Source organism: Enterobacter cloacae complex sp. SHL009, assembly GCF_049237205.1.
Taxonomy (GTDB): Bacteria; Pseudomonadota; Gammaproteobacteria; order Enterobacterales; family Enterobacteriaceae; genus Enterobacter; species Enterobacter cloacae_M.
In genome coordinates this window covers 253299-265966 of record NZ_JBMKIW010000002.1, presented here as the reverse complement: position 1 = coordinate 265966, position 12668 = coordinate 253299, and the positions used below count along the sequence as shown (strand labels likewise).

13 protein-coding genes are annotated in these 12668 nt (G+C 57.2%); 4 read left to right on the top strand and 9 right to left on the bottom strand.

Annotated elements, in window-relative coordinates:
- Window positions 1-11: 11 nt before the first annotated feature.
- Entirely contained in the window at window positions 12-980 is a 969-nt protein-coding gene (gene serB, locus ACOTZC_RS07760) for a phosphoserine phosphatase (protein ID WP_023310325.1), read from the bottom strand.
- A 117-nt stretch (window positions 981-1097) separates the two neighbouring features.
- On the opposite strand from serB, the gene ACOTZC_RS07755 reads away from it, so the two are divergent.
- Together ACOTZC_RS07755 and lplA are read left to right on the top strand one after the other, a co-directional pair.
- Complete coding sequence (locus ACOTZC_RS07755; RefSeq protein ID WP_023310324.1) at window positions 1098-1742, top strand: YtjB family periplasmic protein; 645 nt, start codon at window positions 1098-1100, stop codon at window positions 1740-1742.
- Window positions 1743-1781: 39 nt separating this feature from the next.
- Window positions 1782-2798, top strand: coding sequence for a lipoate--protein ligase LplA (lplA, locus tag ACOTZC_RS07750; RefSeq protein ID WP_047173719.1), 1017 nt, complete (start codon window positions 1782-1784; stop codon window positions 2796-2798).
- Window positions 2799-2859: 61 nt separating this feature from the next.
- Here the strand turns inward: lplA and deoD are convergent, their stop codons facing one another.
- The 4 genes from deoD to deoC all read right to left on the bottom strand — a co-directional run bounded on the left by deoD (window position 2860) and on the right by deoC (window position 7160).
- Complete coding sequence (gene deoD, locus ACOTZC_RS07745; protein ID WP_010427122.1) at window positions 2860-3582, bottom strand: purine-nucleoside phosphorylase; 723 nt, start codon at window positions 3580-3582, stop codon at window positions 2860-2862.
- 89 nt (window positions 3583-3671) lie between these two features.
- On the bottom strand, window positions 3672-4895 hold the full coding sequence (deoB, locus tag ACOTZC_RS07740) for a phosphopentomutase (RefSeq protein ID WP_045355085.1): 1224 nt from the start codon (window positions 4893-4895) through the stop codon (window positions 3672-3674).
- A 53-nt stretch (window positions 4896-4948) separates the two neighbouring features.
- Window positions 4949-6271, bottom strand: coding sequence for a thymidine phosphorylase (gene deoA, locus ACOTZC_RS07735; RefSeq protein WP_047173720.1), 1323 nt, complete (start codon window positions 6269-6271; stop codon window positions 4949-4951).
- A gap of 109 nt (window positions 6272-6380) precedes the next feature.
- Entirely contained in the window at window positions 6381-7160 is a 780-nt protein-coding gene (gene deoC, locus ACOTZC_RS07730; RefSeq protein ID WP_023310320.1) for a deoxyribose-phosphate aldolase, read from the bottom strand.
- Window positions 7161-7422: 262 nt separating this feature from the next.
- Between deoC and ACOTZC_RS07725 the strand changes: the two genes are divergently transcribed.
- Window positions 7423-8970, top strand: coding sequence for a YjjI family glycine radical enzyme (locus ACOTZC_RS07725; protein WP_421635702.1), 1548 nt, complete (start codon window positions 7423-7425; stop codon window positions 8968-8970).
- Window positions 8945-9805: a YjjW family glycine radical enzyme activase gene (locus ACOTZC_RS07720; RefSeq protein ID WP_023310318.1), complete on the top strand. Its 861-nt coding sequence runs from the start codon at window positions 8945-8947 to the stop codon at window positions 9803-9805. The genes ACOTZC_RS07725 and ACOTZC_RS07720 overlap by 26 nt, the downstream gene beginning before the upstream one ends.
- On the opposite strand, the gene ACOTZC_RS07715 is transcribed toward ACOTZC_RS07720, so the two are convergent.
- The 4 genes from ACOTZC_RS07715 to osmY form a co-directional block, all read right to left on the bottom strand.
- Window positions 9800-10582 carry a TatD family hydrolase gene (locus tag ACOTZC_RS07715; protein WP_239631871.1) on the bottom strand — a complete coding sequence of 261 codons (783 nt, stop codon included), beginning with the start codon at window positions 10580-10582 and terminating at the stop codon, window positions 9800-9802. The two genes, ACOTZC_RS07720 and ACOTZC_RS07715, sit on opposite strands and share 6 nt — an antisense overlap.
- A complete protein-coding gene (locus tag ACOTZC_RS07710; RefSeq protein WP_045400913.1) occupies window positions 10579-11631 on the bottom strand; it encodes a patatin-like phospholipase family protein in 1053 nt (350 codons plus the stop codon). Before ACOTZC_RS07710 ends, ACOTZC_RS07715 begins: the two co-directional genes overlap by 4 nt.
- 120 nt (window positions 11632-11751) lie before the next feature.
- The gene (locus ACOTZC_RS07705; protein ID WP_003856556.1) at window positions 11752-11913 is read right to left on the bottom strand and encodes a DUF1328 domain-containing protein; all 162 of its coding nucleotides are present in this window, start codon (window positions 11911-11913) and stop codon (window positions 11752-11754) included.
- A 127-nt stretch (window positions 11914-12040) separates the two neighbouring features.
- Complete coding sequence (osmY, locus tag ACOTZC_RS07700) at window positions 12041-12658, bottom strand: molecular chaperone OsmY (RefSeq protein ID WP_335264481.1); 618 nt, start codon at window positions 12656-12658, stop codon at window positions 12041-12043.
- Window positions 12659-12668: the final 10 nt, after the last annotated feature.

Sequence of the window (12668 nt, the reverse complement as noted above, 5' to 3'; positions counted from 1 at the left end):
AAAGCAGACCGTTATTTCTGATTAATGCTGCCGGAGAGAATGCAGAACACCCCCATCAGGTCAGCGTGACGGATAGTGACTTCCGTCTTTTCATTCACTTTTGGCTTGGCATGGTAGGCAATGCCCAGCCCGGCGGCTTTGATCATCGGCAGGTCGTTCGCGCCATCGCCGATGGCGACGGTCTGGACGACCGGAATTTCATATTTTTCCGCCAGACGCGTCAGCGTATTGGCTTTGTACTGGGCATCTACGATATCGCCGATCACCTGGCCGGTCAGCTTGCCGTCCATGATCTCCAGCTCGTTGGCCACCACGGTGGTCAGATGCAGTTTTTCCCGCAGGTAATCCGCGAAGAAGGTGAAGCCACCGGAGGCGATCGCCACTTTCCAGCCGAGGGACTGCAGCTTCAGCACCAGCTGCGTCAGCCCAGGCATCAGCGGCAGCACGTCGCGCACCTGACGCAGAATGTTGGCATCGGCCCCTTTCAGGGTCGCCACGCGCTGGCGCAGGCTGGCGGTGAAGTCCAGCTCGCCGCGCATCGCACGTTCGGTGACTTCCGCCACCAGCTCGCCGCTGCCCGCCAGCTTCGCAATCTCGTCAATACACTCGATCTGAATGGCGGTTGAGTCCATGTCCATCACCAGCAGGCCCGGGGTTTTCAGATGCGGAATTTTGCCCAGCGGCGCGACGTCCAGCCCCGCGTCATGCGCCAGACGCGTTGCGCGCTGCGTCAGGGAACCCGCCAGGCGAATAACCTGGTAGTCTTCCACGCACCAGGCGGCGACGATGACCATTGCCGCACCGAGCTTGCTTTGATACTGAGTCAGGCGTTGCTTATCCAGACCGCGTCCGTAGAGGAGCCAGCCGCTACGACCGGCGTGGTAATCCAGAGGCATCACCTCATCGCCACTTAAAGAGAGCGGCAATCCTGGCCATAAAGAGACATCCGTTGGCAGGTCACACCAGGTAATGTTCGGCATTAAAGCTCCTGTAATTTCGTTCGCGCCGGAAGGTTGCAGAGGGAAAATAACGCATGAGGCTACCCTGTAACCATCACTTCTGGCAACATTAAGCCGTAAATTTTCAGCAGGTGGAATATGGCTCGCGCAAAACTGAAATTCCGGCTTCATCGCGCCGTGATTGTCCTTTCCTGTCTCGCACTACTAGTGGTGCTGATGCAAGGGGCATCGTGGTTTAGCCAGAACCATCAACGGCAACGCAACCCGCAGTTTGAAGAGCTGGCCCGCACGCTGGCGCGCCAGGTGACGCTCAACGTCGCACCGTCCATGCGTACCGAAACGCCGGACGATAAGCGGATAGGCCAGGTTTTACGCCTGCTCACGGAGAACAGCCGCATTCTTGATGCTGGCGTCTATGATGAGCAAGGCAACCTTATTGCCCGCGCGGGCGAGCACGTCGACGTGCGCGACAGGCTGGCGCTGGACGGGAAAAAAGCCGGGGGCTACTTTAACCAGCAGATTGTCGAACCTATTCAGGGGAAGAATGGCCCGCTGGGCTATCTGCGCCTGACCCTCGATACCCACACCCTGCCTACTGAAGCCAAACAGGTCGATAATACCACCAATATTCTGCGCCTGATGCTGCTGCTTTCACTCGCCATCGGCGTTGTGCTGGCGCGCACCCTGCTTCGCGGCAAGCGCTCGCGCTGGCAGCAATCCCCGTTCCTGCTGACCGCCAGCAAATCCGTCCCCGAAGACGAAGAGAGCGAGAAGAAAGATTAGTGATAAAGTAGGCGAACGATTCGGAAAAGGAACTTTGCCATGACGACGTTACGCCTGCTTATCTCTGACTCTTACGATCCCTGGTTTAATCTCGCCGTAGAAGAGTGCATCTTCCGCCAGATGCCCGCTACCCAGCGCGTACTGTTTCTCTGGCGTAACGCCGATACGGTGGTCATCGGCCGCGCGCAAAACCCGTGGAAAGAGTGCAATACGCGGCGCATGGAAGAGGACAACGTCCGTCTCGCGCGCCGCAGCAGCGGCGGCGGCGCGGTGTTTCACGATCTGGGCAATACCTGCTTTACCTTTATGGCGGGCAAACCGGAATACGATAAAACCATCTCAACGTCCATCGTCCTCAACGCGCTCAATTCACTCGGCGTGACGGCAGAAGCCTCCGGGCGTAACGATCTGGTGGTGAAAACCCCCGAGGGCGACCGGAAGGTCTCCGGCTCCGCCTACCGTGAAACGATGGATCGCGGCTTCCACCACGGCACCCTGTTGCTGAACGCCGATCTGAGCCGTCTGGCGAACTACCTGAATCCGGATAAGAAAAAGCTCCAGGCCAAAGGAATTACCTCCGTACGCGGCCGCGTGGCAAATCTGGTGGAGCTGCTGCCGGGGATCACGCACGAGCAGATTTGCGATGCCATCGGTGACGCGTTCTTTGAATATTACGGCGAGCGCGTTGAAGCAGAAGTCATCTCCCCTGAAAAAAACCCGGACCTGCCCAACTTCGCCAAAACCTTCGCCCGCCAGAGCAGCTGGGAGTGGAACTTCGGTCAGGCTCCTGCGTTTTCCCATCTGCTGGACGAGCGTTTTACCTGGGGCGGCGTGGAGCTGCATTTTGACGTGGAGAAAGGCCATATCACCCGCACGCAGGTGTTTACCGATAGCCTGAACCCGGCACCGTTAGAGGCGCTGGCGGCACGTTTGCAGGGCTGTTTGTACAGGGCAGATATGCTGCAGCAGGAATGCGACGCGTTGATCGGAGATTTCCCGGAGCAGGAAAAAGAGCTGCGGGAGCTGTCGGCGTGGATTGCACAGGCCGTGCGCTAGGTGCGGTCTGGTGCCCTCACCCCGGCCCTCTCCCACAGGGAGAGGGAGGGAAGAGACAGAATTACTCTTTATCGCCCAGCAGAACGGATTCCAGCGCGATTTTGATCATGTCGTTAAAGGTAGTCTGACGCTCGGCAGCAGTGGTCTGCTCGTGGGTACGGATGTGGTCAGACACGGTGCAGATGGTCAGCGCTTTCGCACCAAACTCAGCCGCGACGCCGTAAATACCCGCCGCTTCCATTTCCACGCCCAGAATGCCGTATTTCTCCATCACGTCGAACATCTCGCCGCCGTCCGGGGCATAGAACAGGTCAGCAGAGAAGATGTTACCCACGCGCGCTTCAACGCCCAGCGCTTTTGCCGCGTCAACCGCGTCACGCACCATGCCGAAGTCAGCAATCGCCGCGAAGTCATGGTCTTTGAAACGCATGCGGTTAACTTTGGAATCGGTGCAGGCACCCATACCGATAACGATGTCGCGCAGCTTAACGTCCATGCGCACCGCGCCGCAGGAGCCAACGCGGATGATTTTCTTCACGCCGAAGTCGGTGATCAGCTCTTTGGTGTAGATAGAGCAGGATGGGATACCCATACCGTGGCCCATAACGGAGATTTTGCGGCCTTTATAGGTACCGGTGAAGCCCAGCATGCCGCGAACGTTGTTCACTTCACGCACGTCTTCCAGGAAAGTTTCTGCAATGTGCTTCGCGCGCAGCGGGTCGCCCGGCATCAATACGACGTCAGCGAAATCACCCATTTCTGCATTAATGTGAGGAGTTGCCATCTTCAGTTCCTTTTACATTGTTTATTCTTTTCACCCTCTCCCTGTGGGAGAGGGCCGGGGTGAGGGCATCAGACCTCACCCAACATGATTCAGAACATGGCCTTGCCATATTCCATGTCAGACGTACCAAAGTATTTCGCCAGGGTCTGGCCGATGTCCGCAAAGGTTTCACGGTGACCGAGCGAGCCAGGCTTCACTTTCGGGCCGTATACCAGCACCGGAATGTGCTCACGGGTGTGGTCGGTACCGGTCCAGGTTGGGTCACAGCCGTGGTCCGCGGTCAGGATCAGAATGTCATCTTCACCCACCAGCTCCATCAGCTCCGGCAGACGACGGTCGAACAGCTCAAGACCGGCCGCATAGCCTGCGACGTCGCGACGGTGGCCCCAGGAGGAGTCGAAGTCCACGAAGTTGGTGAAAACGATGGTCTTGTCGCCCGCTTCTTTCATCTCTTTGATGGTGGCATCGAACAGCGCGTCCAGACCGGTGGCTTTCACTTTTTTGGTGATGCCGCAGTTGGCGTAGATATCCGCGATTTTACCCACGGAAACCACGTGGCCGTCTTTCTCTTCAACCAGCTTCTGCAGTACGGTCGGTGCCGGTGGCTCAACGGCCAGGTCATGACGGTTACCGGTACGCTGGAAGTTACCCGCTTTGTCGCCGATAAACGGACGCGCGATCACGCGGCCAATGTTGTAGCCGCCTTCGGTCAGCTCTTCACGGGCGATTTCGCACAGCTCGTAGAGTTTATCCAGGCCGTAGGTCTCTTCGTGGCACGCAATCTGGAACACGGAGTCAGCAGAGGTGTAGAAAATCGGCTTGCCGGTTTTCATGTGCTCTTCGCCGAGCTGATCCAGAATCACGGTACCGGAAGAGTGGCAGTTACCGAGGTAGCCCGGCAGGTTGGCGCGCTTCACTAGCTTATCGAGCAGCTCCTGCGGGAAGCTGTTCTCGTGATCGGAGAAGTAACCCCAGTCGAACAGCACCGGCACACCGGCAATTTCCCAGTGGCCAGACGGGGTGTCTTTACCGGAGGAGAGTTCGTGAGCCCAGCCATAGGCGCCCACGACTTCCGCGTTGCCGTCCATACCGGCTGCGATTTTACCGGTAGAACCTTCATGCGCTTTCACCAGACCGAGGCGGGTCAGGTTAGGTAGAGTCAGAGGGCCTTTACGACCGTTGTCCGCTTCGCCTTTCGCACAGGCTTCCGCGATGTGGCCCATGGTATCGGAACCCACGTCACCAAAACGTTCTGCATCTTCGGTTGCACCGATGCCGAATGAGTCCAGCACCATAATAAATGCACGTTTCATAATTGTTCTCCGTACGTAGTGCTTCAAAAATTATCGATCAGATCAGTATACCGCTATTCGGTGATACGGCGATAGACAGTCGGTGTGGTTTCCGGCGCTTTATCGTCAAGCGTAATAGCCGCTTTCACCGCTTTAGCCGCTTCCTGCCAGCTGGCTTCGTCTTTGGCGTGGATCACCGCCAGCGGACGTTGACCGTCAACGCTGTCGCCCAGACGGGCCATATCGGTAAAGCCGACGCTGTAATCAATGGTGTCTGACGCCTGACGACGGCCGCCGCCCATCGAGACCACCGCCATACCCAGCGCACGGGTGTCCATTGTAGAGACAAACCCTTCGCTATCGGCATACACCGCTTTGCTGAGCGTCGCGGTTGGCAGGTATTTCGCGTAGTTTTCGACGAAATCGGTCGGGCCCTTCTGGGCTGCAACCATGCGGCCGAAAATGTCCGCCGCTTTGCCGTTATCCAGCACCGCCTGCAGCTTCGCGCGGGCTTCTGCGTCGTCTTTGGCCAGCTTGCCGGAGATTAACATCTCAACGCACAGCGCCATGGTGACGTCGAACAGACGCGGGTTACGGTATTCGCCTGTGAGGAACTGGACGGCTTCACGTACTTCGACGGCGTTACCGGCGCTGGAGGCCAGCACCTGGTTCATGTCAGTGAGCAGCGCGGTGGTGCGCACGCCCGCGCCGTTGGAGACCCCAACGATCGCTTCTGCGAGCGCAGCAGAAAGTTCATAGGTCGGCATAAACGCGCCGCTGCCGACCTTCACGTCCATCACCAGCGCGTCCAGCCCTTCTGCCAGTTTCTTCGCCAGGATAGAGGCGGTGATCAGCGGGATGGAGTCAACGGTCGCGGTGATGTCGCGGGTCGCGTAGAAACGCTTGTCTGCCGGAGCAAGAGAGCTGGTCTGGCCGATAATCGCCACACCAACGTCTTTAATAATGTCGCGGAAGCGGTTGTCGTCCGGGAAGATATCGAAGCCCGGAATGGCTTCCAGTTTGTCGAGCGTACCGCCGGTGTGGCCCAGGCCGCGCCCGGAAATCATCGGGATGTAACCGCCGCAGGCTGCCACCATTGGGCCGAGCATCAGAGACGTCACGTCGCCTACGCCGCCGGTGGAGTGTTTATCCACAATCGGGCCGTTAAGGTTAAGGCTTTTCCAGTCCAGAACGGTTCCTGAATCTCGCATCGCCATGGTCAGCGACACGCGCTCAGGCATCGACATATCGTGGAAGAAGATGGTCATCGCCAGAGCCGCAATCTGCCCTTCTGAGACGGTGTTATCACGAATGCCGTTGATAAAGAAGCGGATCTCTTCGTCGCTTAATGCATGACCATCACGTTTTTTACGAATAATTTCTTGTGCGAGAAACACGGTAACCTCCATGCGGAATCGGGGGAGTTGTGGCGGGTGGCGTGACGCTTACCCGCCCTACGATCCTGTCGGCCGGATAATCAAAGTATCATCCGGCAGTGTCTGGCAATCAGTAGCTGCTTGCGCTCTTACCGTCGCCGTGACCCAGCGCTTTCAGCAGGCTGGCCAGCAGGCTGGACGCACCGAAGCGGTAGTGACGGGAGTCCGCCCAGTCGGCGCCAAACAGCTCGTCGGCAATCGCCAGGAACTGCTGCGCGTCTTCAGCGGTACGCACGCCGCCCGCAGGTTTGAAACCAACGGTTTTGGATACGCCCATGTCGCGGATCACTTCCATCATGATGCGCGCGCTTTCCGGGGTCGCATTCACCGGCACTTTACCGGTAGAGGTTTTAATGAAATCCGCACCGGCTTTGATGGAGATTTCAGATGCTTTACGAATCAGCGCCTCTTCTTTCAGCTCGCCGGTTTCGATGATCACTTTCAGCAGCACGTTTGCCGCCGCGCACGCGTCTTTACAGGCTTTCACCAGGTCAAAACCGACCTGCTCGTTGCCGGCGATCAGCGCGCGGTACGGGAACACCACGTCAACTTCGTCTGCGCCGTAAGCAATCGCCGCGCGGGTTTCTGCCAGCGCAATCTCGATATCGTCGTTGCCATGCGGGAAGTTAGTTACGGTTGCAATACGCACGTCCGGCGTGCCCTGCTCTTTCAGCGTCTTACGGGCAATCGGGATAAAGCGCGGGTAGATACAGATGGCTGCGGTGTTACCCACCGGCGTTTTCGCCTGATGGCACAGGGCGATGACTTTTTCATTGGTGTCGTCATCGTTCAGGGTCGTCAGGTCCATCAGCTTCAACGCGCGCAGGCTGCTTGCAGTTAAATCGGTCATAACATTCTCCAACGGCAGTGCCGTATAAATTTTACCTTGCGGGTCTGTGAGTATTCTAACATTCACCCGCATCCACACTTCGACATTCATCACAGTTAATGAAAACTGCATACAAATTTGCATTACTGTAATGAGATCTTCTTCAAACTTTAGTGCGTAAGTTGCCGACTAAAGCAGCGATACCCCCTGTCGGATCAAAAGCCCCAACAGGCTGGCTTCCTACAATCCGTTCATCATCCGCAGAACACTCAAGGAAGCGACTATGCCCCACTCCAGCCCCGACGCCCTGCAACAACGTTGCCAGCACATTGTGACAAGCCCGGTGTTAACCCCGGAACAAAAACGTCATTTTCTGGCGCTGGAAGCGGAGAACAACCTGCCTTACCCGGCACTTCCTGAGGCCGCACGAGCCGCGCTGGACGAGGGTTTTATCTGCGACATGTTCGAAGGCCATGCGTCTTACAAACCCCGTTACGTTCTGCCGGATTACGCAAAATTTCTGGCTAACGGTTCAGAGTGGCTGGAGCTGGAAGGCGCGAAAGATCTCGACGACGCCCTCTCGCTGTTAACCATCCTCTACCATCATGTTCCGTCCGTCACATCGATGCCGGTCTATCTCGGTCAGCTTGATGCGATATTGACGCCATATGTTAGAATTCTAACACAAGAAGAGGTCGATAGCCGAATAAAACGTTTCTGGCGCTATCTCGACCGTACGCTGCCGGATGCGTTTATGCACGCAAACATCGGGCCTGAAGATACGCCCCTCGCGCGCGCCATTCTGCGTGCCGATGCAGAGCTGAAGCAGGTCGCGCCGAACCTGACCTTTATCTACGATCCCGATATCACCCCGGACGACCTGCTGCTTGAGGTGGCAAAAAACATATGTGAATGCAGCAAACCGCATATTTCTAATGGCCCGATGAATGATAAAATTTTCACAAAAGGCCGTTACGGCGTAGTGAGCTGTTACAACTCCCTGCCGCTTGCTGGCGGTGGCAGCACTCTGGTGCGCCTCAACCTCAAAGCCATTGCTGAACGCAGCGCATCCATTGAAGACTTCTTCACCCGCGCGCTCCCGCACTACTGCCAGCAGCAAATTGCCATCATCGATGCGCGCTGCGGTTTCCTGTACGAGCAATCTGGCTTCTTTGAGAATAGCTTCCTGGTCAAAGAGGGGCTGATTGATGCGGATCGGTTTGTGCCCATGTTTGGCATGTACGGCCTGGCGGAAGCGGTGAATACGCTCTGTGAAAAGGAGGGCATTGAAGGCCGTTACGGAAAAGACGAGCAGGCCAACGCGCTGGGCTATCGCATCAGCGAACAGCTTGCGGCGTTCGTTGAAAGCACGCCGGTGAAGCACGGCTGGAAGCACCGCGCGATGCTTCACGCGCAGTCGGGGATCAGCTCCGACTCCGGCACCACGCCGGGCGCGCGCCTGCCCTACGGCGATGAGCCGGATCCTGTCAGCCACCTGCTGGCCGTTGCGCCGCATCACAAACACTATCACTCCGGAATCAGCGATATTCTCACCCTGGAGGAGACGGTCAAACGCAATCCGCAGGCGGTGGTTCAGCTTTGCCTGGGCGCGTTCAGGGCCGGCATGCGTGAATTTACCGCCAACGTAGCGGGTAACGATCTGGTATGCGTGACCGGCTACATGGTTCGCTTGTCGGATCTGGAGAAATACCGGGAAGCGGGATCGCGCACCAATACTACCTGGCTGGGGGAAGAAGCCGCACGCAATACCCGTATTCTGGAACGTCAGCCGCGCGTGGTTAGCCATGAACAGCAGATGCGCTTTAGTTAGTCAGGTCATTCCTTTTTCCTGCGTGGACGGGCCGGGCAGCCGCCTGGCGCTGTTCCTGCAGGGCTGCAACCTGCGCTGCAAAACCTGCCACAACCCGTGGACGATCGGTCGCTGCAACGACTGCGGGGACTGCGTGCCCCACTGCCCGCACGACGCGCTGACGATTCAGGCCGGACGCGTCTGGTGGCAGGAGAGTGACTGCCAGCAGTGCGACACCTGTCTGCACCTGTGCCAGCAGCAGGCAACGCCTATGGCGCACCGCTTCAGCGTGGAAGAGATCCTCACTCATGTCCGCAAATCCTCCCCCTTTATCGAAGGGATCACCGTGAGCGGTGGTGAAGCCACAACGCAATTGCCGTTTTTGATCGCCCTGTTCACCGCGATCAAAGCCGATCCCGCCCTGCGTCACCTCACCTGCCTGGTAGACAGCAACGGTCTGTTAAGCGAAACCGGCTGGCAAAAGCTGCTGCCGGTACTGGATGGCGCGATGCTGGATCTGAAGGCGTGGGGGAACGAGCATCACCGTTTCCTGACCGGGCGCGAAAACCCGCAGATTAAGCAGAGCATCCGCTGGCTGGCAGATCGTCACCGTTTGACGGAACTCCGCCTACTGGTTATTCCGGAGCAGTGTGATTATCTGGAACATCTCAAACCGCTAACGACCTTTATCCACGGACTTGGAAATGTGCCGGTACGAATCAACGCGTTTCATGCGCAGGGCGTTTACGGTGAGGCGGCCTCATGGCGCAGCGCCACGCCCGAGGACGTTGAACCGCTGGCGCTGGCGCTGGAAAAACAGAAGATAACGGTGATCCGTCCGGCGCTTTACCTATAGCGTGATGCCAAATACCGAACGGGTATTTTCCAGCAGCGCATCGGCAATCACCTCTTCAGGCTCTTTTCGCAGTTCACACAGGGTGGTAAATACGCGCGCCGCCTGTTCCGGGCGATTCGGCTGGCCCTGAAAACCATTCAGCGGCATATCCGGCGCATCGGTTTCCAGCAGAAGCGCCGACAGCGGCAGCTGTGCCATCACGTCCCGGGTTTTACTGGCGCGCGGATAGGTGATGGTGCCACCGACGCCGATTTTATAGCCCAGCTCAATAAAACGCTGCGCCTGCTGCAGGCTGCCGGAGAAACCGTGCACGACGCCCCTGCGCGGCAGATCGATGCGTTTCAGGTGCATCGCCAGCTTATCGTGCGTGCGTCTTGAGTGGAGGATCACCGGCAGATCGTGGCGCTTCGCCAGTCTGAGCTGCGCGTCGAGGATCGTCTGCTGGCGCTCAAACTGCGGATCCTCGCGATAAAGATCGAGGCCGATCTCACCGATGGCGACAAGTTTGTCTCCTGCGGTTTGCACGACCTCATCAAGACTCTCAATGTGCTCATCAAGATGCCGCTCAATCACAATCGGATGCAGGCCGAGCGCGGCATAGAGCGCGGAGTGCCGCGCGGAAAGATCCAGCACCCGGGAAAAATAAGCCGCTTCCACTGCCGGCACAATAATAGCCTGAACGCCTGCCTCAGCCGCTTTCGCAATGCTTTGGTCTTCATCCCCCGTAAACGGCGGAAAATCAAAGTGGCAGTGGGTATCGACAAAGCGGAGCGTCACGCCAGATCCTCGTTATCCAGTAAAGCGTCATTCGCCTGCGGAATATCCACCAGCGGCGTCGTCAGGGCGTCGTTGGCGACAATCGCAGGCGGCAAAATAATGCGTTTATGGCGATGAAGCGGCGGTTGCTCCGCCAGCATTTTCCCCACCGTCGCCAGGAAGTAACGCCCGCACAGCCGCCCCGTTTTGTAATCCATGCGCAGCGCAGGGATGCGGCTGCCCAGGGCCATGCTCAGCAGCGGCTTAGGCGGATAGATTTCAAAAATACGCAGCTTACCCGGCGGTTTTTCAATGAAGCGCTGCATCGCGCCGTAGGTGGTTTCATGCTGCTTCGCGATGTTCACCAGCGGCTGCAGGCTGCTGTCGCCCAACCAGCGCTCCATCCGTTTAAACCACTGCGGCGTGTAATACATTTGCGACGGTACGGTACGGATCACCACAATGGTTTTCGCCCCGCGCCGGGCGGCTTCCTGCACCGGCACAGCGTCACTGATCCCACCGTCCAGATAGCTAATGCCGTCCAGCAGGGCTCCCGTACGATAAAAGCCGGGGATCGCGCTGGAGGCGCGGATGATGTCCAGCCAGTTCTCCTTCTGAGGAGAAAAATAGCCCGGCGAATAGTCATCGCCCCGGCTGGCGCACATCCAGAACTCTTTGCCGCTATCAAACAGACGGGCAGCGGTATCCATGGCCAGCGGCATCTGGCTGGAGGTCGACTCCAGCAGCCAGTCGAGATCGATCAGGTTGCCGCCGCGCACAAAGCGCACCGGATTAAAAAATTCTTTTGCCGTGGTGTAGCGCATGATGACCTTTCGCGCATAGCCAGGCTGGTTACAAACATAGGCAGAGAGGTTCTGCGCTCCGGCAGAGGTGCCGAAGTAAAGGTCAAACGGGTTGAACTGCGCGCGCATAAATTCATCCAGCACGCCGGCGGTGAAAATGCCGCGCTGTCCTCCACCTTCGCAGACCAGCGCGAGTTGTCCTGCGCGAAACGGCTTTAACGTCAGCGGCGCAATATTGCCGAGCGTAACGGGAATTCGTTGCCCCACCTCTGCTTTCCTGTTTTGATTATTTTATAACACCACAGTAACGCACCCGACCTGTTACGCAAATAAGAAAAAGCCAGTCGCAGTGACTGGCTTTATTTTGTTGAAGGAATATTGCGTTTGCTACGGACGTCTACGACCCGTAAACAGGCTGACCAGGAACAGAATAATACCTACAACGAACACAATCTTAGCTGCCCATGCCGCTGTACCTGCCAGTCCACCAAAGCCCAATGCGGCGGCAATTAACGCGATAACCAGAAATATAATGCCCCAACGAAACATAAGCTTCTCCTTTACCATAGTTAATGTCGGCCGCTAAACGTGAGCGCTCAGGTCACTCACCGGCGTTTTTCCAGAGTCGTTCTTATTTCGCCCGCAGGTTTTAACCAGACGGGCGAATGGTCCAGATTTACTTCGTTTTCAGATCGTTTTTAACGCTTTTCACACCGTCAATCGCTTTCGCGATGGACTCGGCGCGTTCACTTTGCGCCTGCGAATCTACCGTACCGGAAAGCTGAACCACACCATCGGTGGTTTCCACTTTCACCTTACGGGACGGCACGATGTCATCTGCTAAAAGTTTAGCTTTGATTTCGCTGGTAGTAGCGGCATCACCGGCATAACCTTTCACCGACGCGTTTTTACCGTCACGTACGTGCAGCTTATCGCTGACGGACGCAACGCCTTCAACGCCCTTCGCGACTTTCACCGCCTGTTCGGCCTGAGCCTGGCTTTCCACGAAGCCGCTCAGCGTGACCACTTTCTTCTCGGTCTTAACGGAAATATCGGTGCTTTTGATGGATTCATCATCCACCAGTGCGGCTTTCACTTTTGCTGTGATTGAGCTGTCGTCCATGAAGTTGCCGACTTTATTCATAGAGCTATCGATTTTTTGCCCTGCGCTATCGGCCGTGGACTGGGCTTTATCCATTGTGCTGCTTTCCGCCAGAGCGGAACCGCTCACCAGAACGCTACCCAGGGTTACAGCCAGCAGAGTTTTCGAAATCTTCAGTCTTGTCATATTCATCGATCTATTC

Bases quoted from the DNA above. Each gene is read 5' to 3' on its own strand.
- serB (WP_023310325.1), bottom strand. From the start codon at position 980: ATGCCGAACATTACCTGGTGTGACCTGCCAACGGATGTCTCTTTATGG.
- ACOTZC_RS07705 (WP_003856556.1), bottom strand. From the start codon at position 11,913: ATGTTTCGTTGGGGCATTATATTTCTGGTTATCGCGTTAATTGCCGCC.
- osmY (WP_335264481.1), bottom strand. From the start codon at position 12,658: ATGAATATGACAAGACTGAAGATTTCGAAAACTCTGCTGGCTGTAACC.
- ACOTZC_RS07720 (WP_023310318.1), top strand. From the start codon at position 8,945: ATGAACAGCAGATGCGCTTTAGTTAGTCAGGTCATTCCTTTTTCCTGC.
- lplA (WP_047173719.1), top strand. From the start codon at position 1,782: ATGACGACGTTACGCCTGCTTATCTCTGACTCTTACGATCCCTGGTTT.
- ACOTZC_RS07755 (WP_023310324.1), top strand. From the start codon at position 1,098: ATGGCTCGCGCAAAACTGAAATTCCGGCTTCATCGCGCCGTGATTGTC.
- deoC (WP_023310320.1), bottom strand. From the start codon at position 7,160: ATGACCGATTTAACTGCAAGCAGCCTGCGCGCGTTGAAGCTGATGGAC.
- deoB (WP_045355085.1), bottom strand. From the start codon at position 4,895: ATGAAACGTGCATTTATTATGGTGCTGGACTCATTCGGCATCGGTGCA.
- ACOTZC_RS07725 (WP_421635702.1), top strand. From the start codon at position 7,423: ATGCCCCACTCCAGCCCCGACGCCCTGCAACAACGTTGCCAGCACATT.
- deoD (WP_010427122.1), bottom strand. From the start codon at position 3,582: ATGGCAACTCCTCACATTAATGCAGAAATGGGTGATTTCGCTGACGTC.